This is a genomic window from Algoriphagus aquaeductus, assembly GCF_003253485.1.
Lineage (GTDB): Bacteria > Bacteroidota > Bacteroidia > Cytophagales > Cyclobacteriaceae > Algoriphagus > Algoriphagus aquaeductus.
Genome location: NZ_QKTX01000007.1, coordinates 193,417 through 214,282 on the forward strand (window position 1 = coordinate 193,417; position 20,866 = coordinate 214,282).

22 protein-coding genes are annotated in these 20,866 nt (G+C 44.1%); 12 read left to right on the forward strand and 10 right to left on the reverse strand.

Going from position 1 to position 20,866, the window contains the following annotated elements:
* The first annotated feature begins 48 nt into the window (after nucleotides 1-48).
* From CLV31_RS11485 to CLV31_RS11495, 3 genes are all read left to right on the forward strand, one after another.
* Entirely contained in the window at nucleotides 49-1,131 is a 1,083-nt protein-coding gene (locus CLV31_RS11485; RefSeq protein ID WP_111393035.1) for an oxygenase MpaB family protein, read from the forward strand.
* A gap of 108 nt (nucleotides 1,132-1,239) precedes the next feature.
* Nucleotides 1,240-1,545, forward strand: coding sequence for a DUF2752 domain-containing protein (locus CLV31_RS11490; RefSeq protein WP_111393036.1), 306 nt, complete (start codon nucleotides 1,240-1,242; stop codon nucleotides 1,543-1,545).
* Nucleotides 1,538-1,915 (forward strand): TM2 domain-containing protein, encoded by a 378-nt coding sequence (locus CLV31_RS11495; RefSeq protein ID WP_111393037.1) that lies wholly within the window; start codon nucleotides 1,538-1,540, stop codon nucleotides 1,913-1,915. The genes CLV31_RS11490 and CLV31_RS11495 overlap by 8 nt, the downstream gene beginning before the upstream one ends.
* Before the next feature lie 68 nt (nucleotides 1,916-1,983).
* On the opposite strand, the gene CLV31_RS11500 is transcribed toward CLV31_RS11495, so the two are convergent.
* Nucleotides 1,984-2,688, reverse strand: a complete 705-nt coding sequence (locus CLV31_RS11500) for a hypothetical protein (RefSeq protein ID WP_111393038.1) — start codon at nucleotides 2,686-2,688, stop codon at nucleotides 1,984-1,986.
* A 48-nt stretch (nucleotides 2,689-2,736) separates the two neighbouring features.
* Here CLV31_RS11500 and CLV31_RS11505 point away from each other — a divergent pair, with 48 nt between their 5' ends.
* Together CLV31_RS11505 and CLV31_RS11510 are read left to right on the forward strand one after the other, a co-directional pair.
* Nucleotides 2,737-3,258 carry a HEAT repeat domain-containing protein gene (locus CLV31_RS11505; protein WP_111393039.1) on the forward strand — a complete coding sequence of 174 codons (522 nt, stop codon included), beginning with the start codon at nucleotides 2,737-2,739 and terminating at the stop codon, nucleotides 3,256-3,258.
* Between the two features lie 39 nt (nucleotides 3,259-3,297).
* Nucleotides 3,298-3,933 (forward strand): hypothetical protein, encoded by a 636-nt coding sequence (locus CLV31_RS11510; RefSeq protein WP_111393040.1) that lies wholly within the window; start codon nucleotides 3,298-3,300, stop codon nucleotides 3,931-3,933.
* Here CLV31_RS11510 and hrpB read toward each other — a convergent pair.
* From hrpB to CLV31_RS11525, 3 genes are all read right to left on the reverse strand, one after another.
* Nucleotides 3,917-6,403: an ATP-dependent helicase HrpB gene (gene hrpB / locus CLV31_RS11515; protein ID WP_111393041.1), complete on the reverse strand. Its 2,487-nt coding sequence runs from the start codon at nucleotides 6,401-6,403 to the stop codon at nucleotides 3,917-3,919. The genes CLV31_RS11510 and hrpB overlap by 17 nt on opposite strands.
* Before the next feature lie 110 nt (nucleotides 6,404-6,513).
* Nucleotides 6,514-7,017: a DUF2911 domain-containing protein gene (locus CLV31_RS11520; protein ID WP_111393042.1), complete on the reverse strand. Its 504-nt coding sequence runs from the start codon at nucleotides 7,015-7,017 to the stop codon at nucleotides 6,514-6,516.
* A 100-nt stretch (nucleotides 7,018-7,117) separates the two neighbouring features.
* Nucleotides 7,118-8,266, reverse strand: a complete 1,149-nt coding sequence (locus CLV31_RS11525; protein WP_111393043.1) for a Gfo/Idh/MocA family protein — start codon at nucleotides 8,264-8,266, stop codon at nucleotides 7,118-7,120.
* Between the two features lie 127 nt (nucleotides 8,267-8,393).
* Here CLV31_RS11525 and CLV31_RS11530 point away from each other — a divergent pair, with 127 nt between their 5' ends.
* From CLV31_RS11530 to CLV31_RS11540, 3 genes are all read left to right on the forward strand, one after another.
* Nucleotides 8,394-8,816 (forward strand): DoxX family protein, encoded by a 423-nt coding sequence (locus tag CLV31_RS11530; protein ID WP_146250894.1) that lies wholly within the window; start codon nucleotides 8,394-8,396, stop codon nucleotides 8,814-8,816.
* Nucleotides 8,817-8,956: 140 nt separating this feature from the next.
* Entirely contained in the window at nucleotides 8,957-9,415 is a 459-nt protein-coding gene (locus CLV31_RS11535) for a (2Fe-2S)-binding protein (protein ID WP_111393045.1), read from the forward strand.
* Between the two features lie 3 nt (nucleotides 9,416-9,418).
* Nucleotides 9,419-11,581, forward strand: coding sequence for a xanthine dehydrogenase family protein molybdopterin-binding subunit (locus CLV31_RS11540; RefSeq protein WP_111393046.1), 2,163 nt, complete (start codon nucleotides 9,419-9,421; stop codon nucleotides 11,579-11,581).
* Between the two features lie 499 nt (nucleotides 11,582-12,080).
* Here CLV31_RS11540 and CLV31_RS11545 read toward each other — a convergent pair whose 3' ends face one another.
* From CLV31_RS11545 to CLV31_RS11570, 6 genes are all read right to left on the reverse strand, one after another.
* The gene (locus CLV31_RS11545) at nucleotides 12,081-14,117 is read right to left on the reverse strand and encodes a glutamine--tRNA ligase/YqeY domain fusion protein (protein ID WP_111393047.1); all 2,037 of its coding nucleotides are present in this window, start codon (nucleotides 14,115-14,117) and stop codon (nucleotides 12,081-12,083) included.
* Between the two features lie 277 nt (nucleotides 14,118-14,394).
* Nucleotides 14,395-14,742, reverse strand: coding sequence for a hypothetical protein (locus CLV31_RS11550; protein ID WP_111393048.1), 348 nt, complete (start codon nucleotides 14,740-14,742; stop codon nucleotides 14,395-14,397).
* Between the two features lie 27 nt (nucleotides 14,743-14,769).
* Nucleotides 14,770-15,387, reverse strand: coding sequence for an NADPH-dependent F420 reductase (locus CLV31_RS11555; protein ID WP_111393049.1), 618 nt, complete (start codon nucleotides 15,385-15,387; stop codon nucleotides 14,770-14,772).
* Between the two features lie 21 nt (nucleotides 15,388-15,408).
* Nucleotides 15,409-16,344, reverse strand: coding sequence for a bestrophin family protein (locus CLV31_RS11560; protein ID WP_111393050.1), 936 nt, complete (start codon nucleotides 16,342-16,344; stop codon nucleotides 15,409-15,411).
* A 10-nt stretch (nucleotides 16,345-16,354) separates the two neighbouring features.
* Nucleotides 16,355-17,161, reverse strand: a complete 807-nt coding sequence (locus CLV31_RS11565; RefSeq protein ID WP_111393051.1) for a DUF481 domain-containing protein — start codon at nucleotides 17,159-17,161, stop codon at nucleotides 16,355-16,357.
* Nucleotides 17,162-17,173: 12 nt separating this feature from the next.
* Nucleotides 17,174-17,938 carry a type 1 glutamine amidotransferase domain-containing protein gene (locus CLV31_RS11570; protein ID WP_111393052.1) on the reverse strand — a complete coding sequence of 255 codons (765 nt, stop codon included), beginning with the start codon at nucleotides 17,936-17,938 and terminating at the stop codon, nucleotides 17,174-17,176.
* 115 nt (nucleotides 17,939-18,053) lie between these two features.
* Between CLV31_RS11570 and CLV31_RS11575 the strand changes: the two genes are divergently transcribed.
* From CLV31_RS11575 to CLV31_RS11590, 4 genes are all read left to right on the forward strand, one after another.
* Nucleotides 18,054-18,404, forward strand: a complete 351-nt coding sequence (locus tag CLV31_RS11575; RefSeq protein WP_111393053.1) for a winged helix-turn-helix transcriptional regulator — start codon at nucleotides 18,054-18,056, stop codon at nucleotides 18,402-18,404.
* Between the two features lie 14 nt (nucleotides 18,405-18,418).
* Nucleotides 18,419-19,561, forward strand: coding sequence for a cysteine desulfurase family protein (locus CLV31_RS11580; protein ID WP_111393054.1), 1,143 nt, complete (start codon nucleotides 18,419-18,421; stop codon nucleotides 19,559-19,561).
* Nucleotides 19,562-19,627: 66 nt separating this feature from the next.
* Nucleotides 19,628-20,236 (forward strand): Uma2 family endonuclease, encoded by a 609-nt coding sequence (locus CLV31_RS11585; RefSeq protein WP_111393055.1) that lies wholly within the window; start codon nucleotides 19,628-19,630, stop codon nucleotides 20,234-20,236.
* A gap of 5 nt (nucleotides 20,237-20,241) precedes the next feature.
* Complete coding sequence (locus CLV31_RS11590; protein WP_111393056.1) at nucleotides 20,242-20,850, forward strand: Uma2 family endonuclease; 609 nt, start codon at nucleotides 20,242-20,244, stop codon at nucleotides 20,848-20,850.
* The last annotated feature ends 16 nt before the right edge of the window (nucleotides 20,851-20,866 follow it).

Consider the following 20,866-nt stretch of genomic DNA (forward strand, 5'->3'; position numbering starts at 1 on the left):
AAATCAGTTTCTGAGCCAACCAAATTACAAAATGCAGGTTAGAATGGCGTGGAGAAATTACAGTTTTACACCAATTCGGTTTTTGACCTACTGAGGCAAAGGCAGGATCCTTTGGCCGATCAGGCAGTTACGGCACTAGTCCAAGATCCGAGTTTGATTACAGAGATCAACAATTGGAAAGTGATTCCTGAGGTGATGCCTTTTAATTACCCTATTGAATTAAAGTCATTTTTTGAGTTTTATTTAGAAAAACAGAGGGATTATTCGGAAACTCACCTTCGACCCGCTCAGGATTTTTTTGAGGAAAAAGGTGATCTCTACCTGGCCATGTTGGGTTTTTATTCCTTGCCCTATTGCTATGCTTTTGCAGACGGTGCACAGGTTTTGGTCAGATCCAACCGGATTTTGGAGCAGATCGGAGAAAGGCTGGGGGAGACGGCTTCTTTTGTTTTGGAGATATTTCGTCCCGGAGCCTTTTCCACACAGGACAAAGCCTATTTGGTTTGTGCCAAGGTCCGATTGATCCATGCGTTTAGCAGGTATTTCATTCTCCATTATGCCAAAGACTGGAATTTGGCTTTCGGTCAACCTGTGAATCAGGAAGATATGCTAGGAACCAATCTGGCCTTTAGCCATATCGTCCTGAGGGGATTGGCGAAAATGGGTGCAACTCCTTCGGAAAAACAGTACGAATCGGTCTTGATCTATTGGAAATGGATAGGAGAACTGATGGGAATCGAGACTCAATTTTGGCCCACCACGACCAAAGAGGCCTTCGAACTGGATAAGCTGATCCGAAAAAGACATTTGAAATCCTCAGAAGCGGGGCAGCGATTAGTGAATGGCTTGCTACATTTTTACCAAAAAACAATTCCAGATCCGGTACTCAATTCGCAAGCAGAGGGAATTCTTTCCTTTTTCTTGGGTCAAGAGGCCTCCCAAGCCCTAAACCTGAAACCCGGAATCAAGGTCCCCGGCGAGATTTTGGGATTGGTCTTCGATTATTCGGGAAGGAAAAATTTCGGAGGAAGGAAAAATTATAAGGCACTGAAGAAATCCCTTCAATCCCAACAGCGGGACCAGTTTGGGAAAGTTCTTGAAATTCGACTCCCTGAATTAAAGCGTACATAATCGGACACTTTTTTGTACGTTAATCATCCAGGATTTTTACACCAACGCGGAAATCAGGGCATTTGAGCCACATTTGCCAGATGGCACCTTTTTCGTACTTTGTCGCTCATGAAGGAAATCACCAAATGGATTAGATATGTTCCTCTGGAATTGATTTTTTGGATCGGCAGTCTACTAGCCATCCTCACAATCAATCCGGATGGAGGACATCATTTCAGCCTTTGCCCGCTGGATAGCTTGGGCTTTAGTTGGTGTCCGGGATGTGGATTAGGCCGCTCGATGAATCTCCTCGCGAGGGGAGAGATTCAGGCTTCCTGGTCCATGCATCCTCTGGCAATGCTAGCCTTTGGCGTGATCCTTCACCGAATTTGGACTTTAATCAAAAACCTAAAAACAACACACAATTATGGCTAATGTATTGAGGCATCTCCCTGAACTGGAAGGTATGGAACTGGGCTACATTCAGGGATTGATGAAAAATATGGACGAAGATCAGGCTTCTCTGTTTGCTCAGGTATACCGCGCACGGAGAAAGGATTCTCAGATGATCCTGATCCTGACTTTACTTGGTTTCTTTGGATTTGCCGGATTACACCGATTTATCTTGGGACAGGTAGGCTTAGGGATCCTTTACATCTTGACGCTCGGGTTGTGTTTCATCGGTACCATCGTGGACTTGGTCAATTACAAGAGCCTAGCTTATGAGTACAACATCAAAATGGCTCATGAGACGTTGGCAATGATTTCCAATCATTTTCCAACTAATGGAAGTACCACTGCTTAATTAAAACTTACACACTTACCACTAACCTGACCTTTGGTTTCGCTTGTCGAGGCCAAAGGTTTTTTTTATTACCAATTTTCAGAGTCAATTTCTTCTTCTTTTTCCGGGTAAAGATTAATGCATTCTTTCCCTTTTTCGGAAAGAATAAGATGAAAACTGCCTAGAAGTTCTCCTGCTTTTTCCAGTTCTTCAAAAGAGGCCTGTGCGATATGGAAAGGCAATTCGATGAGATTGGAATCTTTGGAAGAAAAGGGCGGTGTCACCTCAGAAGAAAAGAGATAGGGCCACATCGTTTTGGCACAACTGATCCCCCAAAAATCCATGGGAAACTGCGCAGAGTAGGATTGAAGCCGTTCGTTGATTTCTTCAAAAAAACGTGCTGTCTCAGCTAATCTGATTCGTGAACCTGCACGGGATTTTCCTTTGGTTTTCAGATGCTTGATTTGGGATTTCCCCTGCTTTTGTCTCACCATGTAGGCTCGGAATACTTTATGATCCAACAGTTTTCCTTGATGAAAATAGCCCACTGCAGCTTGTCCTGCCCGAATCAAAGTCAAGGAAAAGTGTGGATCTTCCAAGGGAAAAAGCCCTTTTTGACTGTTCCAATTCCAAGTCCAGGGAAGGTAAATCTTGGCTATCCAATCCGGACCATTTTCGATTACCAATTGATGTTTTTCTCCTGAGTAGCCAACTATCCATTTGGCTTCCCTCGCAGTCAAAAGAACTTGCTCTGCTTGGCTTGGACTTAATAAAATGGATTGAGGAATCGTCATGATGGGGAAGCCATTTAGGCTATCTTTGTGCAAAGAAACCGAAAAATCATGCAGGAAGAAATCCAAAAAGTTCTTAATCGGATGTGCGACCCCAAGGAAGACGAAGCTTATCACTTTGCCGATAAATTGGGAATGATGGCTGATGAAGAGACCAAAGACCACCTCATCTCCTTGGTAAAGGGAGACAATTGGGAAATTGCCTACTTAGCCTGTCGGGCGCTTTCCAAAACCCAGTGGAATGAGGAGTCATTGGATGCGGTTTTTGAGGCGATATTTGATAAAAAAAATAAGTCAATACAGGGGGCATTCACACAGATTTTAGAGGAATTTGATTTGGCCGAACGCTTTGTGGATATTTTTAGGGTGTACCTGTTTGGCAGTTTTAAGGCTTCCACCTTGGCCAAGGATTACCTGGACAGCGTCGAATTTGAAATTACTCCCAGAACGATCCGGAAAGCGGAAAAGCACTGGAATCACTACCTGCACAATCCGGAAGACGAGGGAAGTTTGGCACTGAAAAAATCTGAAGTAGAACCTATGTTTCAGGAATTGAAAGAATTATTCTCCTAGTCCAACACAACATTTGCTCTTTTACTCAGTTTAAAAAGTATGAGGAAAGAGGAGGTCATCGATTTACATTATGGTTTTTTTAAGGATTTTGGGTTTGAGTTTCATCCCCAAAATTTCCTGTTTGAAAAATCCTTTCCTCAGGGAAATCAGGTAATTTTTGTCCATTACACCGAATATCCAGATGCAACTTATCTGGAATATAAGCTGGGAGTAAGGATTCATGCCGTAGAATCTATCATCCACAAGTTTCTTCCTACGCTAAGCGATTATGCCAGTCGATCGATAACCTTAATTCAATCTCCGGATTTAATCAGTTCCGAATATCCCAGACGATATGTACTCAAAGATTCTGAGCCAATATCAGATTGTATTTTGTCAGCTGAAAACTTTTTCATCAAGCATGGCTTCCCTTGGATGGATGAAATGATTGAACCTAAAAATCTCGAATTAGCCTTCGCTTCGCATGGAGAATTCCCATTCCAAACCCAAAATTTTGTATACCATGCCTTCAGAGGAGTAACCCTCGCTCGGTTGTATAATTCCCCGGATTACTTAAATCTGCGACAGCTCTATCTCGAGCAAATCAAGAGAAAAGAAATGACTCCTTTTACTATTGCTTCGTTTCTTCAGCTTTTGGATTATTTGGACCATTTGGAGATCAAAATCGCTTCTTAACTCCTCTCACCGCCTCAGCGCTGATGGGATCTTCGGGCCACTCATGCTTGGGATAAAGTCTTTTCAGCTCTTTTTTCACTTCGAAATACCCATTGGCCCAAAAGCTTTTCAAATCCTGAGTGAGCTGGACAGGCTTGTATCCGGGTGAAAGCATTTCGATCAAAACAGACACTTTACCCTGATTGACTTTGGGCGTATCCAAAAGTCCGAACAACTCCTGAAGTCGAACAGAAAGAAGGGGAGTAGCACCGTCCTCTTTGTACTCCAGTTTGATCTGACTGCCTGAGGGCACGGAGATTTTAGCTGGAGCCAAAGATTCCAAAAGTTGTTGCTGCTCAAATGAAAGGTGATGAAGGAGAATTTGACTCAGGTCCAATTTTTTGAAATCCTCGTTTTTGGAAATATTCTCCAAATAAGGTTCCAACCATTCAGGGGATGTTTGGCAAAGGATTTCAACCGACCATTCTGGCCAATCTTGATCTGGATTCCATTTTTTGAGGCATTGCACTCGAAAAATCAATTGCATGACCTCTTCATTCCATTCAAGCAGGAATTGGCCTTCTTCTTGGGTTGCTTCCAGAATGGCCTGTTTTGCCAGTGACTTGTCGAATTTCTGCAGAGGTCTAGTGCCCAAAATGATAGCACCAATCCGGATTTCGGAGTGAGCAATCAATCCCCCTTTTTTTCGATCCCATTCCAAGACTTCCTTGGTTTTTAGCATAGGTGCTAAGTCTTTTGGGTTGAGCGGAGCCGCCATCCAGATTTTCCCCATTCCTTCTCTCGCATCCACATGGGCCACAGCCAGCCAGGATTCGTGCGCCAAATCATCCCGGTGACCGATTTGGGCGATTTTCCCATTGGAAAGCTGAAACTGAGCATTATTTCCAGGCCGAGCCGCTGCGATCCGTTCCGGATAGGCATAGGCCAAAAGTAGCCCTGTGGCCCAAGGATCAGCCGGTTTATTCTCGGGCTGAATGTTGAATAGACGGCGATACTGAGCGGCTACTTTTTCGATTTTTTTGATTCGGGAAATGCTTACACCCCGATCTCGGAATTTTCTCAAGGCATCGATCCTCAAATTCAAATCCACGCCAGCTTCAGCCGGAAGCGGATCTCTTTCCTCCAACACAGCAGCGATATCCGTAGCCAAAGCTAATTGATTCATCCGCTTGGCAAAGATCAACATGTGAGCGATTCGGGGGTGAACAGGCAATTGATGGATTTCCTTACCATGCACTGTGAGCTTTCCATCTTCCACGGCATCGATGGCCTCCAATACTTTTTCGGAAAGTGCCAAGGTACCGGCAGGAGGGGGAGTCAGCCAAGTCATGGATCGAATATCGTCTTTACCCCAGGCCTTCATGTCCAGTACCAACGAAGTTAAATCAGCTTCCAAAAGCTCCGGAGTACGGTATTCTGCCAACTGAGCTTGAATGGCTTTGGTCCACAGACGGTAGGAATGACCGGCAGTCAATCTACCTGCCCGTCCACTTCGTTGGTCAGCGGAATCCTTGCTGATACGATGCAGAACCAAGCGCGAAAGTCCGGATCGAGGATCAAATCGGTTGGATTTGGCAAAACCGGAATCTACCACCACTCGAACGCCTTCTATGGTGAGTGAGGTCTCGGCAATGTCGGTGGACAGGACGATTTTCCTCTTACAGGAAGGATGGGGAAGAATGGCCCGGTTTTGCTCCGATGGAGAAAGCTGCCCATAGAGTGGAACGATGATATCTTCAGGAAGCGCTCTTTTGAGAATTTCTTCGGTTTTTTTGATTTCACCCTGTCCCGGCAAAAAGACCAGAAAATCGCCTTCATGCTTTTTGGTCAAGGGAATGATCTGTCGGGCTGTGTCCTCACCGATGGCATATTCGTCGACTTCACTGAGGTAATTGACTTCAACAGGGTATTGTCTGCCTTGGCTTTGAATGACTTTGGAACCCAAGAGCTGGGAAAGCTGCTCTGCGTCAATGGTGGCAGACATCAGCAGAATTCTCAAATCCGGCCTGAGCACTTGTTGAACCTCTCTAGCCAAAGCCAAGGCAACCTCAGAAAAAAGATTCCGCTCATGGAATTCGTCAAAAATCACCAATCCTACCTCTTCCAAGGCATTGTCTTGATGCATCATTCGGGTGAGAATCCCCTCGGTAATCACTTCCAGTCTGGTTTGATTGGAAATGGCCGACTCAAATCGAATTCTATAGCCCACTGTTTTTCCGACTTCTTCCCCAAGCATGTCGGCCATTCGCTGGGCAATGCTTTTGGTAGCCAATCGGCGAGGCTCCAACATGATGATTTTCTTTCCTTTTAGCCATGATTCATCCAAAAGTGCCAAAGGAAGAAGTGTACTTTTCCCTGCCCCTGGAGGAGCTTGAATAATCAGGGAATTGGAAGAGGAGAGATGGTTTTTGACCTCAGGAATGATCTCCGAAACGGGCAGGTCAAATAAAAAAGGATTGAATTTAGACATGTGGCGCAAATTTACGTCTTGGAAATTGCCAACCCAGATTCAAGATCAAAAAGGCACAAAAAAACCACCGAATTTTCATCCGGTGGCATTTTCAATTCCTGGAAAGAAAATCAAGAGCCGATTTTTGCAGCAGCTTTTCCGTATTCCCAGCGGATCTCAAATGAATCAGGCTTCACTTCATACACCAGTCTTTCTTCCATGGTGGAAGTTTGCTGTGAAGGTACGTTTACGCGAAGTTGATCTTCTTTGGCATCGTAGTTATAGGCTCCCCATTGCTTGGCTACTTTATTGAAAATCAGGGTCGACTGGCTTTCACCAGGAATAATAAAGAAGCTGTAGGTGCCTGCAGGAAGTTTTTGGCCTTCCACAGTGATGTCCTTAGAAGTGGTGAATGTGGTAGCTTCATCAGCACCTGCTCTCCACACTTGTCCGAGTGGAACCAAATCTCCCCAAATGGTTCTGCCCTTGACAGCAGGGGAGGAGTATTTGATGGTGATCTTGCTTCCTGCCGCAGTACCTTCTGCAGTTCTGGCTGGACTTGCTTTTTCCTGGGCAAAAGCCAAAGCTGAAAATACCATCAAGGCAAGAGTTAAAATTGAATTTTTGAAGTTCATAAAGAATTAGGTTTAGTTATGTGTCAGAAGATATTTGATGCAAATTGAGATAAAGAAAAAGCCTTTTCAAGTGGCATTGAAAAGGCTTAACAATTTTTAATTAAATCTTCACCCAAGCTTGTTTTTTGTTGCTTTCCACAATACGCTCTCCGATGATCAATTCTCTCAGACCATCTGCAAAGGTCGGGAAGCTTGGATTTTCCGGCTGTTTGCCTGTAGCAATCGCGGCATAAACTTCCTTAAACATCTGCTTGGAAGTATCCGGGAAGCCTTCATTGTGTCCGCCTGGGAAGCTGATCAGGGAAGAGGCTTCTCTGTGGAAGAGGGAAGGATCTTTCATCAGCTGCTCATTTGCTTTTTCACGCTTACCGATCCAGAGTTCGTTTGGTCGCTCTGAATTGAATTCAAAATTGGACTTGGAGCCTGCGATCTCGATATTCAATCTGTTTTTGCGTCCCGCATTTACCTGAGATACCGTGATGGAACCTTTGGAGCCGTTGTCGAAGCGGAGCATTACCGTGGCGTGGTCTTCGGTATTGATGGGTACCTCTTGGTAATCATCCATGGTCAGCATTTTACCGGAATAGGTCTCAATGGGCTTAAGTGGCTTCAATCGGGTCTTATGTACGGTTGAGAAATCAGACATTACTTCGGTGATTTTCAATCCGGTCACATACTCGGTGATGTCTAGCAAATGGGAACCGATATCAGCGATAGCTCGTGAATCCCCGGATTTGTCCGGCTCCAATCTCCAGTTGTAGTCCGTCTGAAGGAAGAGCCAATCCTGAAGGTAAGAACCCATGATCGAGTAAACTTCTCCTAGCTCACCTTTTTCACGCATCACTTTCATCTGACGGACCATGGGGTAGTACCGGAGATTAAAGTGAACCGCATTGACTAGACCTGTGGCACTGGCTATTTTGACAAGTTCCTCTGCTTCATGAATTTTTACTGCCAGAGGTTTTTCGCAGATGACATGCTTTTCTGCCTCCATGACCGCTTTGGCCTGGGAGTAGTGGAGAAAGTTGGGCGTACAGATGTGAACCACATCGATATCGGCCTGCTTTAGCATTTCATCAAAGGTGTACGCTCTTGGTATTCCAAGCATTTTGGCTTTTTCATTGGCCAATTCTTGATTGACTTCAACCAAGGCAACTACTTCGACATTGGGAATTCTTCTCAGGGCTTCGAGGTGCGCCGGACCTATAAATCCGGTACCTACGATGGCCGCTTTGATGGTCTGAGACATAGGTTTAGGGTTTTGTTAAAAAAACAGAAGGATCGAAGATAAATAAATATTTATCAAGAAACAGTGCTGAAAAAATGAGTTTTTGGCTAAAAAACATGGAAATTGGTTTCAATTGGAAGTTTTCTCTATGAATTGCCTTAGTAAACTCTATCAAATCAAGTATTTAGACGAAGCGATTCTCCTGATTCGGATTTGGCTTGGAATGATCATGCTTAAGCATAGTGGCAGTTACCTATTTTATGGAAAAGTACCAGAGCTTGCCAATTTTTTAGAAAGTTTGAATTGGCCTCAACCTTTGGTATTAGCCTATGCCTCTCAAATTTCAGAGTTTGCTGCTGCGATATTGATCCTGCTGGGTTTTCGTTTTGGGGCATGGATGATGACTTTTACTATGGGAATAGCAGTGCTTTTTGCCCATTCAGCAGCCATTTACTCAGAGGCAGAATTGCCCTTCAACTATTTTCTGTTTTCTCTGATTCTTTATTTGACAGGCTGCGGTAAGCTTTCTTTAGATTATTTCATTTTGAATAATTTGAGAAGAAATTCATGAGTTTCTTCAGCCAAAATCATCCTAATCCTCTCTGGTGGATCTTATTTGCAACTCATCATATTATCAGTCAATTCCAATGAATTTCCCTGTGATCAACAGATTATTTGTCTAAATTGAAATTCAGAAATAACTCTAAAACCATGGCAAACTATAACCTCAAAATCAACGGCAAATCCCAAACGGTGGACGTCGAAGATGATACCCCGCTTTTGTGGGTGCTTCGCGACAACTTGGGATTGGTCGGTACCAAATTTTCATGCGGTATTGCCCAATGTGGCGCCTGCACCGTACATGTGGACGGGAAAGCCACTTTCTCTTGCGTGACTCCGATTTCCAGTGTAGGCAATTCTGAAGTGACCACCATAGAGGGCTTGTCGGAAGAGGGTAATCATCCCGTACAAAAAGCTTGGGAAGAAGTAGATGTCGCCCAATGTGGCTATTGCCAGGCTGGCCAAATCATGAATGCCGCAGCATTCTTGAAACAAAATCCCAATCCAAGCATGGAAGAGATCGACAACGCGATGAACAGAAATATCTGCCGTTGTGGCACTTATCATAAAATCAGAGAAGCTGTAGCCTTAGCCGCCAAAACCAAATAAGCCATGAAAACAGTTACTAAAGCAAGCAGAAGAGACTTTCTCAAGATAGCCGGTACGACCGCTGGAGGCTTATTTATCGGGTTCAACTGGTTTAGCTGTGATTCTCCCAAGGTGGAAGTATTGAGTACGGAGGAGATCCTTTCTCAAGCGAAATCCTTCAACAGCTACCTGTCCATTTCTCCTACCGGGGATGTGGTAATCTATTCGCCCAACCCAGAACTGGGACAAAACATCAAGACTTCCTTCCCAATGGTGGTTGCCGAGGAATTGGAAGCAGATTGGGAAAAAGTCAGGGTAGTCCAGGCAAATCTGGATGCTGAAAAATATGATCGTCAGTTGACCGGTGGGTCGGGTGCTATGCCTCACAGCTGGGAAAGATTGAGAAAAGCTGGTGCTACTGCAAAATTCGTATTGGTGGCTGCAGCCGCCAAAACCTGGAACGTTCCTGCTGAAGAAATTACTGTAGAGAAGGGAATCATCTCTCATAAAGGATCAGGGAAAAAAGGCCATTTCGGAGAGTTTGTTGCCGAAGCAGCTATAATGACTGCACCTGAAGAGGTGACCCTGAAAGACAAGAAGGATTTCAAAATTATTGGTACTCCGGTGAAAAACGTGGATGCCAAGGATATCTATACCGGAAAGCCGCTTTATGGAATTGACTTCCAAAGAGAAGGAATGAAGCATGCCATGGTTCAGCGTGCTCCTTTCGGAATGAAAATCAAATCGGTAGACGACTCAGCGGCTCGTTCTGTTTCTGGCGTTACCGATGTGGTGCAATTTGGAACAAGCGTAGCTGTGGTTGGAAATACCACTTGGCCCCTTTTGAAGGCCAAAAAATTGCTAAAAGTAGAATACGAAGCAGATGGCGCAGTGGAAAGTACAGCAGATCACGATCGCCTTTTTGCAGAATTGATGGCCAAAGGAAAAGCTGAAGTCAAGCGTAAGGATGGAAATGTGGATGCTGCCTTCAAATCAGCTGCAAAAGTGGTCACCGCAGAATATCAGTGCCCATTCTTGGCGCATTCGCCGATGGAGCCAGAAAACTTTTTCGCCCATGTACAAGGTGACAAAGTAGAATTGGTCGGACCTACTCAAACCCCTGACCGGGCAAGACAAGAGACGGCTCAACTGTTGGGGATTCCACCGGAAAATATTACCGTAGAAATCACCCGTTTGGGTGGTGGCTTTGGTCGAAGACTGAGAGCAGATTATGTCATTGAAGCGGTAGAAGTTTCCCGTGCCATCAATGCTCCCGTGAAAGTTACTTGGAGTAGAGAAGATGAATTGACCGGTGGTGCTTATCGTCCGGCTGTTCGTTATCGTTTCGAGGCGGCTTTGGATGCCAATAATACCCTAATCGGATACAAACTCCGTGGAGTAGGGATGAATGCAGGAAATACCACTCGCGAGAATAACTTCCCGTCCGGTGCGGTGGACAACTTGCTAATCGAAAGCATCGAACACAAATCTACCATCACCACCAATGCCTGGAGAGCTCCAATTACCAACTTCCTGGCCTATGCCGAGCAAAGCTTCCTGGACGAAGTTGCTTTGGCAGCCGGCAAAGATCCGGTGGATCTCCGAATGGAGTTGCTCAATCGTGCCAAAACCAATCCGGTAGGAGAGTTGGGTTACGATGTGGACCGAATGATCGGAGTGGTAAAAACTGCCGCGGAGAAATCCAACTGGGGTAAAAATCCTAATGTAAAGCAGGGCTTCAGCGTGTATTTCTCACATCGATCCTATGTGGCTCAAGTGGCCGATATCGAGGTTCAGGGAGGTTCTCCGGTTCTGAAAAAAGTCACAGCCGTAACAGACTGCGGTATGGTGGTCAACCCAACCGGAGCTAACCACCAAGTTCGCGGCGGAATCGTGGACGGTATGGGCCATGCGATGTACACCAATTTGACGTTTGAAAACGGAGTTCCGAAGCAGCGAAACTTTGATTCTTATCGACTGATCCGAATGAAAGAAGTACCGGAAATCGACACTCATTTCGTGGATTCCGGATTTGATCCAACAGGATTGGGAGAGCCAGCTTTGCCTCCGACAGGTGGTGCAATTGCCAATGCGATCTTTGCAGCAACGGGTAGAAGGCTAAGAAGTCAGCCCTTCATTGAGCAAAAGGAATTTTCGGATATCAAATTGGAAATAAAAAGAGCCTAGAATTGGAAAATTTGAGGTTTGAAATTTGATGCTTCGACTTAATTCGACAAGCTCAGTACAAATCGCTCAGCACAAGTATTTGAAATGCTGCTCCTTCGGAGGCAGCATTTTTTTGATTTTACCATTAATTAAATTTAGGAGTTGGTGTTATGCTGCTTTTCCAAAAGCAGCATTGGCCTGAGCTAAGTCCTGTTTCTGTTGATTAAGGATTAAACCAGTTTTACCACATAGGCACATAGTGTCACATAGATTTTGAGATCAATAGCAATGCTTCTATATTTTCTATTGTGTCTATGTGGTTAAATTTTTTTGAATTTTGACTTTTAGTAAAATAGTCTTCCCAAGTTGATGTCTTAGTGGTAAAGTGCATTTCTCAGCTGGAAAATGAAAGAGCCTCTAAAATCAATTAGAGGCTCTTTTATTAAATTAATATGCTATGTTTGGTAACTTTTAACAAAGATTTTTGATCAATTTTTCGATTTTCAAATCTGTTAATCTATCAACTTAATTTCTCAGATTCAGCTCTCAGAATCTCATTTTCATCGGCTTTTCCAGATTCGATGAAATCCAAGATTGCCTGATTTTTAGCCTGACCTTTGTTCAACAAGACTCCTAAAGCCAGCATAGTAGCGATTCGAGTTCCGGTTTTCTTGGCAGCCGTTCCAAATAAGGGCTCTAATTCCTCATAAGTCACTTCTTCTGCAAATTCCCGGATGGAATTCATTGCCGTTTCCAGCTTTTCACCAGATAGATTGGTCAGCTTTTTTCCAATCTGCTGAATTTCATTCAAGGCCTTTTTCTGTGTTTGAGGCTGAGCCTGAACCTGTGGTTTTGCCTGATTTTGTGTCGGAGCTTGGGTGTTTTGTTTTGCCCAAGTATCTTTTAAGCCAACGGTTTTGTTGAATACCAACTTACCGTCATTGGAATCCGGATCTAATGTAAAATAGCCCAAACGCTGGAATTGAAACTTGTCATCCAAGGTAGCATTGGCCAAAAATGGCTCACAATAGGCTTCCTTGATGACATTCAAAGAATTGGGATTGATGAATTCCAAGAACCCCTTCTCTTCATGAGCATCCGGTGCTTCATCCAAAAACAAACGATCGTATTCTCTTACCTCTGCTTTGATTGCATGAGCAATCGAAACCCAGTGAAGTGTACCCTTTACTTTTCGCTCACTGGCTTCGGTTCCGCTACCGGAACGCGTTTCCGGATCGTAGGTGCAGTGGATTTCCAGGATATTTCCGGCATCGTCTTTTATTACTGATTCACCTTTGATGATGTAGGCACTTTTCAGACGAACCTCATTGCCAAGAGAAAGTCGGAAGAAGTTTTTTCCTCCGTCTTCTTTGAAATCTTCCCGCTCGATATATAACTCTCTGGAGAAAGGCACTTCATGTGTACCCGAGTTTGCTTCCTCAGGATTGTTTTCCAGTTGAAGGATTTCGGATTGACCTTCCGGATAGTTGCTGATCACCAGTTTCACCGGATTGAGGACTGCCATTACTCGAGTGGCAGTTTTATTCAAATCCTCACGGATACAGAATTCGAGCAAAGAGACGTCGGTCACGTTATCCCGCTTGGCAATTCCTGCCAAGTCACTGAATTTGCGGATAGAAGTGGGCGTATAGCCTCTTCTTCTTAAGCCCGAAATAGTAGGCATTCGTGGATCATCCCATCCGGAAACAATATTCTTTTGCACCAATTCAAGCAGCTTTCGCTTGCTCATCACCGTATAGCTCAGATTTCTGCGTGCAAATTCCCGCTGCTTGGGTCTGAGTAGATTGGAGTCATAAATCTGATCCAAATACCAGTCATAAAGCTCTCGATGAGCCTTGAATTCCAATGTACACAGCGAGTGCGAAACCTGCTCCACATAGTCAGATTCCCCATGGGCCCAATCGTACATCGGATAAATGCACCAGTCGTTTCCTGTTCTATGGTGATGCGCATTGATGATTCGGTACATGATTGGATCACGCATGTGCATATTGGGAGAAGCCATGTCAATTTTTGCTCTCAGCACATAGGAACCAGCTGGAAACTCGCCATTTTTCATCCGTTGAAAAAGATCCAAGCTCTCTTCAACCGGACGATTTCTGTAAGGGCTGTCTACTCCCGGAGTTGTAGGTGTACCTTTTTGCGAAGCGATCTGCTCGGAAGTCTGCTGATCGACATAGGCTTTGTCTTCCTTAATAAGTTTCACCGCCCAGTCATGAAGCTGCTGGAAGTAGTCAGAAGCATAGCATTCATTGGCCCAACGGAAACCCAACCAAGCGATATCCCGCTTGATGGCATCGACATATTCTTGCTCTTCCTTGGAAGGATTGGTATCGTCAAATCTCAGATTTACAGGAGCTTGGTATTTTTCACCCAAACCAAAATTTAAACAGATGGAAGCCGCGTGGCCGATATGGAGGTAACCGTTTGGCTCGGGAGGAAAACGAAAGCGGAGTTTTTCCTGCGGAAAGCCATTGGCCAAGTCTTCCTCAATGATATGTTCAATAAAATTCAGAGATTCTGCAGATTCTTTCATAAAGCTAATTAGAGGCTCAAAAATACTTTAATTGAAAGGAAATGCAACCAAAAAGCAACTTAGAGACGAGAAGCAAGAGACAAGAAGCGAGAATTTAGACATGAGACATTAGACGCAAGATTTTAGAGTGTCCAACCTCAAACCGTTACGAAGTTTGGTCCTATGGAAAAGTCTCATAGGTACGCAAAGATTTAGGGATCTACCTTATTGCTTCCTGGGACTGAAGGCTAGTCAATTTAAATCTTGTGTCTTGGATCTTGTGTCTTATGTCTAAAGTCTAAATCTCGTCCATGCCTCGTTCCGGCCAATAGGGCCCGGTTAAAATCAATTTTTGACTGTGCCCATCGATCTCAAACTTGATTTTCATTTCTTCTCTTGCCTGTTCATGGATAGCCAGACAGGCATTAAAGTGCACTAATTCAAAATCTAAAACCATGGAGCCAGTAGTAATTGACTCAAATTCAGGATCGGATTTGAGCTTCACTTTTTCGGTGACCGCTCCTTCTTTTTTGTAATAATAGGAGAGGAAAATCCCCAGTTCCTGCTCTTTTTCTGCTAAAAGTTCTTCCAATTCCTCTTTGGTATTGGAGGTTGGGGAAAAATCAAAAGTCCAGGTTTCTTGCATGATGAAATAAATCTCGTGACTTCAAATCTACCGCTTTAGCAACTTAAACCCAATCTCCCTTCCCTGTCCTTGCACCATAGCCAGATTGATCCAAAACCAGGCAAATTGCTCCATGAGTTCAAACTTGTCATTTCCACCCACATCGTAACATTCCGCAAAACCGGCGTCTTTGGCCAATTGCTTGGCTATTTCCTTTCCATTTTTGCTATCTCCGGCAACAAACAAATCCAATGCTTGATTCTCATACTTCGGGTTTTGCATATTGTTGAACCCTGTCGTATTGAAGCATTTGACTACGTCTCGGGTTTGGGTATGGGCTAAGATGGCTTCTGCGGTGGTTTTGAAGCCGGCAGGTCCACGGCCCATAACAATATTCATGGAGTCGATAATGATTTTGCCGGTGGTTTCACCCAGACTTTTGGCAACTTCCACCGCAGCAGGGGCTGGAGTAGCAATAAGAATGACTTCGGATTTTTTGACGGCTTCTGTTACCGAAAAAACCTGGGTGTTGGGATTATTCAGAAGTTCTTTGCCTTTGAAATTGGAAAGATCCTGAACTCCGAGGTTGATTTCATGTCCGGCTTTGGCCCACTGAGTGGCCAAAGCTCCACCTACGTTACCGGTGCCGATGATTGCTATTTTCATAATTGAATGATTACAAATTGGTTAGAATAAATATCCTTCTTTTACTTCAGTTTTTTGAGGCAATTCTTTTTCTCCAAGCATCTCTCTCAAATCCCGCTCTATCGTGTTGCAAAGGGCGGAAAGAGGAACATCGGTGATCCGGTTTTCAAAAGGGTCTTCGTTGACTTCACCGACCTTGGCCTGAATGGAAAAAACAAAGGAAATCAGGATTGAAACCGGAATCATTAAGCCGGACATTTCCATTCGGTTGAAATCAGCGATCAAAGCAAATGGTAGCAAAAAGATAAAAACATACAAAAAGAGCCTCGTAAAGAAATCATATTGACGCAAAAGCGGAGTGTTCTTGATGCGTTCGCAACTTCCTTGGTAATTTGCCAAAGCGAGGAGTTGCCCTTCCATCTGAAACGAATCAAAGCCTCCCAAAATACCGTTTGCCATCCCCTGATAGATCTTTTGGCCCATCAGTAGCTGGATAAAATTGGGTTTATTTTGGCTTTGGATCAATAGGCTGTAGTCTTCCGAGGTAAGAAATGGCTTGAGTTCTGACCAAGTTTCCTGATTCCGAAGGTGTATTCTCAGCGCATGAACCCAAGCGATACAGGAATAAATCAATTGTTTTTTAAATGCCTCACTACGTTCCTTTTCATAATTGGCTTGGTGGGCATGGCTATCGGTAAAAGTGATAATCAACCGGGCCAAAACCCGACTGGAATTCACTATTCCACCCCAAACTGTTCGCGCTTCCCACCATCGTCCATAGGCACTGTTGTTCCGAAATGCAATAAAAATTGCCAAGGCACTGCCCAAAATGGCCGCGATGGAAAAAGGTAAAGAAACTTGGGCGATTCCAATTTCATACATCCACCAAATCCCAACCGAAACGACCGTCGAAAAGAGCAATTCCATTTTGACGTAGTAGACAACCTTGATGGGATTAAAATTCCGTTTGATGATCATAGAAGATTGTTCATTTTTTGAGTTGATAACTGAGGCCAAACGTCAAAATCCGATCTTTCTGAAGCACAGTGGTCGTGACCACTTGCTCCCGGCTAAAACTGTATTGCACTGTTGCATTCAGTCCTTTCCAAAGCGGGACATCTATACCCAAATCAAGTTGAAATCGGTTGTTTGGTGTACCATCAAGTCCAGGCTGCCAATACCCACTGTAAAACAACCTCAGCTTGGAATCGGCCAACCTGTGCCATCCTGCTAAAAACAAAGTCGCCCGGGGAAGTGAAATCTCAGTACTTCCGTTGTATTCGGTTTCATTGAATTGATCACTTCGAAATCGGGTAGATTCATAGACCAAGCTTCCGGAAATCTTGAGAATCGTCTTTGGCTTTTGGACCACTTGCCAGGTGTATCCCAGCCCTCCAAACCATCTGGAATCGATCTCCCTTCGGTAGTTGGTTTGGACATACAGCATAGAGAAAGGGTAGAATTTTCGGAAAGGTTTGTAATAGAGGTAATTCCTGCTGTTGACGTCGTTGTCCGCTTTAAATCCGCTGAATTCCTGGTAGAGACTGTTGTTTTGGGATTTAAAAACAAAGGGTTTTTGAGAATTGGTGACAATTTCCAGCCTTCCACGAATCACCAGCAAATCCACATTTCCTCTTTGCAAAGCGCCGGTGAGTCCACCTCTAAATTGAAATTTGGCGGTGTCACTTTCATTCAGTTGAGCCAGTGAGGAAAGAGAAAAAATGTGGAGCAGAAAAAGGGTGATGCATGCTTTTAGGCAGATATCCTTTCCTTTTTTCTTGCTCCACTTTTTCATTTTGAAATTCGACTACTTGTTCAATGCTTCTACCACCAGCTCTGCCGCTGCGGCACCAGAATTTTGTTGTTGACCTGTGATCAAGTTTCCATCCTGAATGGCATAAGAAGAGAATGGGGCGGCAACTTTAAAAATGGTTCCGGAAATTTTTCGAGCCTCTTCTTCGATTCGATGGGGTTGGATTTTCATTCCAACAGCCTGATCTGCAAACTCTTCCTCCGCATCGGCAAAGCCTGTCCAGGTTTTTCCTGACACAAGCAGTTCTCCGTTTGATTTTTTGGCTTCCAAAAGGAGGGTAGTCGAATGGCAAACCGCCGCACTGGGTTTTCCGGCTTCGTAAAAAGCCACAAAAAGCTTCTCCAAATCTTGATTTCCCCGGAAGGTATACATGGGGCCTTGACCGCCAACCAAGAAAATAGCATTGTACTCGGCAGGATTGATCTCCGTTAGTTTTTTGGTGTTTTCCAGCATGGCGTTGAATTCAGGCTTTTGCAAATAGCCCAAGGAAATCACATCGTGTGCAGAGTACCCGCTCGGATCGGTGGGATTGGAATAGGCATCCATTTCCAGTTTTCCTCCCTCCGTAGACACCAATTCTACTTCATAGCCTGCCTCCTGAAATACGCGAAGCGGATGAGTCAATTCGGCGATCCAAAAGCCGATAGGCCAACCTGTTTGCTTAGAGACGGTAGGTGAACTAGCTACCATCAAGATCTTCCCTTTGCTGGGAGCGCCGTGAAAATGTACGTAGGCGTTTTTCTCTAAAATTTGATTCATGATTGTTTTGAACAGTTGATTGAATCAAAGATTGAAATGAATGCTATCTTTGAAAATATACTTACTAAAGATTATGATATGCACCTTTTGGTAAGAAATGGAAAATTGAAGCACTATGCCTGATTTCATATTTAACAATAAAGTTTATTACAATCCGGTCGAGTTTGCCATGGACCGAATCGGAGGGACTTGGAAGATGCCCATTCTTTGGAGATTGAAAAATCGGGTGATGCGCTACGGGGAGTTGAAAAAAGACATCCCGCACATCACCCATAAAATGCTGACCAGTCAACTTCGAGAGTTGGAAGAGGAGGGATTTATCATCCGAAAAGTTTATCCGGTCGTCCCTCCTAAAGTGGAATATTCGATCACTGAACGTGGTCTTTCGGCGATTCCGATCATTGAAACTATCCGAAACTACGGATTGCAGTTGATGGATGAGTTTGGAGTAGGGGAGAAAAAATAAAGATCTTTAGTGCCATGAACTACCCGATTTACCTCGATTATAATGCTACCACTCCCTGTGCTTCTGAAGTGATCGAAGCCATGCTGCCTTACTTCGGAACACATTTCGGAAATGCCGCAAGTAAGAGCCATCCCTATGGTTGGATGGCTGAAAACGCCGTGGAAGAAGCCCGGGAAAAAATAGCCCATCTGATCGGCGCCAAAGCCAAGGAAATCATTTTTACTTCTGGAGCAACCGAGTCCATCAATCTGGGAATAAAAGGAACCTTTGAAGCGTATCAGGGAGAAAAACAGCATTACATCACCGCATGGACTGAGCACAAAGCCGTTTTGGATACGTTTGCCGAAATCCAGAAAAAAGGTGCAGAAGTCACTTATCTGCCCGTCGATTCCATGGGAAATATCAGTATGGAGGAACTGGAAAATTCCATTCTGCCTCATACTAAACTAATCTGCCTGATGTGGGCCAATAATGAAACAGGAGTCATTCATCCTGTTGAAAAAATTGCCGATTTGGCCGAATCAAAAAATATTATCTTTTTCACGGATGCGGTTCAGGCTGCAGGTAAAATTCCTGTTTTCACAAAAGGAATTCACCTGATGGCCATTTCAGCCCATAAACTATACGGTCCCAAAGGTGTTGGAGCGCTTTATGTAAGACACAATCATGACCTGCCCAAACCTTTGGCACAAATCCACGGAGGGGGTCATGAAAAGGGAATGCGAAGCGGTACGCTCAATGTCCCCGCTATTGTAGGTTTTGGCAAGGCATCGGAGCTTCGATTAGCTGAAATGAATGCGGAGGCCCTGCGGTTAGAATTCCTTCGAAATCGACTTGAAAAGGGTGTTTTGGAAATTCCTGACACATTTCTGAACGGGAGTCAGGAATTCCGTTTGCCCCATGTAACCAACATTTCTTATGGAGAAGTTGAAGGGGAGGAGTTGCTCAAAAAAGTGAATCAAAAGGTGGCCGTGAGCTCCGGTTCAGCATGTACTTCGATTTCCCCAAAACCCAGCCATGTGCTTCAGGCAATGGGCTTAAGTTCGGATTTGGGAAGGGCTTCGATCCGGTTTAGTTTGGGAAAAAACACATCTGAAACCGATATTGATCTGACCATCGATTGGGTGAAAAAAGTAGTCCTAGAATTGAGAAAGTAAAGTCAATGCAGGATTGATATTAAGGAAATCAAAACTTAAGCAGTTTAGGATCAGTATATTTAAGCTATGGAAACGAATAAGCCGGATACTGTCAACGAACCCCAAGCTGATTATGGCATGTATTCCTATGCTGATTATTTGACTTGGCAGTTTGAGGAAGTGGTCGAACTGATAAGGGGAAAGATTTTTAAAAAAGCAGCTGCTGCGCCAAAAAGGCTACATCAAAAGGTTTCAGGCGAGTTGAATTATAGATTGACAGGATTTTTAAAAGGACAAAAATGTCAGGTTTACGCTGCCCCATTTGATGTAAGATTTCCAAAAGGCTCCAAAGAGGATCACAAAATTCACGATGTGGTCCAACCGGATATCTGTGTGATTTGCGATCCAGAAAAACTCGACGATAGGGGTTGTATCGGTGCCCCCGATCTAATTGTGGAAATTCTTTCTCAGGGTAATAGTAAAACCGAACTTCAATATAAGTTTAAGCTCTACGAATCTCATGGAGTCAGGGAATATTGGATAATCCATCCCGAACATCAGGATTTGTTGATCTATACTTTGGTGGATGGAAAATACGTTCCCTCGAGATTACTGACTTCTGGAGATGTGGTGGAATCTACCGTTCTTGAAGGGTTTACATTGGATCTGGAGGAGTTTTTTAAGGATATCGAATAATAAAAATGGAAGAAAACAAATTAGATACGGTCAACGAACCCCAAGCTGAATACGGCATGTATTCCTATGCCGATTACTTGACTTGGCAGTTTGAGGAAGTCGTCGAACTGATCCGTGGGAAGATTTTTAAAAAAGCAGCTGCTGCACCAAAACGAATCCATCAACGGGTTTCTGTCAAGCTAGTGAGCAAATTTTATCATTTTTTGGAAGGCCAAAAATGTCAAGTTTACGATGCCCCATTTGATGTGCGATTCCCGAAGGGATCCAAAGAAGACCACAAAATCCACGATGTGGTCCAGCCGGATATCTGTGTGATTTGTAATCCAGAGAAGTTGGATGATCGGGGTTGCCTTGGCGCTCCAGATCTAATTGTGGAGATCCTTTCTCCTGGAAACAGTAAGACGGAACTCAAACACAAATACAGCCTCTATAAATCCCAGGGAGTCAGAGAATATTGGATTATCCATCCCGAAAATCAGGATTTGTTGATTTATACCCTCGTGGATGGAAAGTATGTAACCACAGGTTTGCTGACCTCAGGCGATGTGGTGGAATCGACTGCAGTGGAAGGGTTTAGGCTGGATCTGGAGGAGTTTTTTAAGGATATTGAGTAGAAGTTTTTCAACCTAC

Coding starts and splice junctions, on each gene's coding strand:
- CLV31_RS11490 (WP_111393036.1), top strand. CDS start 1,240: ATGAAGGAAATCACCAAATGGATTAGATATGTTCCTCTGGAATTGATT.
- CLV31_RS11495 (WP_111393037.1), top strand. CDS start 1,538: ATGGCTAATGTATTGAGGCATCTCCCTGAACTGGAAGGTATGGAACTG.
- CLV31_RS11500 (WP_111393038.1), bottom strand. CDS start 2,688: ATGACGATTCCTCAATCCATTTTATTAAGTCCAAGCCAAGCAGAGCAA.
- CLV31_RS11505 (WP_111393039.1), top strand. CDS start 2,737: ATGCAGGAAGAAATCCAAAAAGTTCTTAATCGGATGTGCGACCCCAAG.
- CLV31_RS11510 (WP_111393040.1), top strand. CDS start 3,298: ATGAGGAAAGAGGAGGTCATCGATTTACATTATGGTTTTTTTAAGGAT.
- hrpB (WP_111393041.1), bottom strand. CDS start 6,403: ATGTCTAAATTCAATCCTTTTTTATTTGACCTGCCCGTTTCGGAGATC.
- CLV31_RS11520 (WP_111393042.1), bottom strand. CDS start 7,017: ATGAACTTCAAAAATTCAATTTTAACTCTTGCCTTGATGGTATTTTCA.
- CLV31_RS11525 (WP_111393043.1), bottom strand. CDS start 8,266: ATGTCTCAGACCATCAAAGCGGCCATCGTAGGTACCGGATTTATAGGT.
- CLV31_RS11530 (WP_146250894.1), top strand. CDS start 8,394: ATGAATTGCCTTAGTAAACTCTATCAAATCAAGTATTTAGACGAAGCG.
- CLV31_RS11535 (WP_111393045.1), top strand. CDS start 8,957: ATGGCAAACTATAACCTCAAAATCAACGGCAAATCCCAAACGGTGGAC.
- CLV31_RS11540 (WP_111393046.1), top strand. CDS start 9,419: ATGAAAACAGTTACTAAAGCAAGCAGAAGAGACTTTCTCAAGATAGCC.
- CLV31_RS11545 (WP_111393047.1), bottom strand. CDS start 14,117: ATGAAAGAATCTGCAGAATCTCTGAATTTTATTGAACATATCATTGAG.
- CLV31_RS11550 (WP_111393048.1), bottom strand. CDS start 14,742: ATGCAAGAAACCTGGACTTTTGATTTTTCCCCAACCTCCAATACCAAA.
- CLV31_RS11555 (WP_111393049.1), bottom strand. CDS start 15,387: ATGAAAATAGCAATCATCGGCACCGGTAACGTAGGTGGAGCTTTGGCC.
- CLV31_RS11560 (WP_111393050.1), bottom strand. CDS start 16,344: ATGATCATCAAACGGAATTTTAATCCCATCAAGGTTGTCTACTACGTC.
- CLV31_RS11565 (WP_111393051.1), bottom strand. CDS start 17,161: ATGAAAAAGTGGAGCAAGAAAAAAGGAAAGGATATCTGCCTAAAAGCA.
- CLV31_RS11570 (WP_111393052.1), bottom strand. CDS start 17,938: ATGAATCAAATTTTAGAGAAAAACGCCTACGTACATTTTCACGGCGCT.
- CLV31_RS11575 (WP_111393053.1), top strand. CDS start 18,054: ATGCCTGATTTCATATTTAACAATAAAGTTTATTACAATCCGGTCGAG.
- CLV31_RS11580 (WP_111393054.1), top strand. CDS start 18,419: ATGAACTACCCGATTTACCTCGATTATAATGCTACCACTCCCTGTGCT.
- CLV31_RS11585 (WP_111393055.1), top strand. CDS start 19,628: ATGGAAACGAATAAGCCGGATACTGTCAACGAACCCCAAGCTGATTAT.
- CLV31_RS11590 (WP_111393056.1), top strand. CDS start 20,242: ATGGAAGAAAACAAATTAGATACGGTCAACGAACCCCAAGCTGAATAC.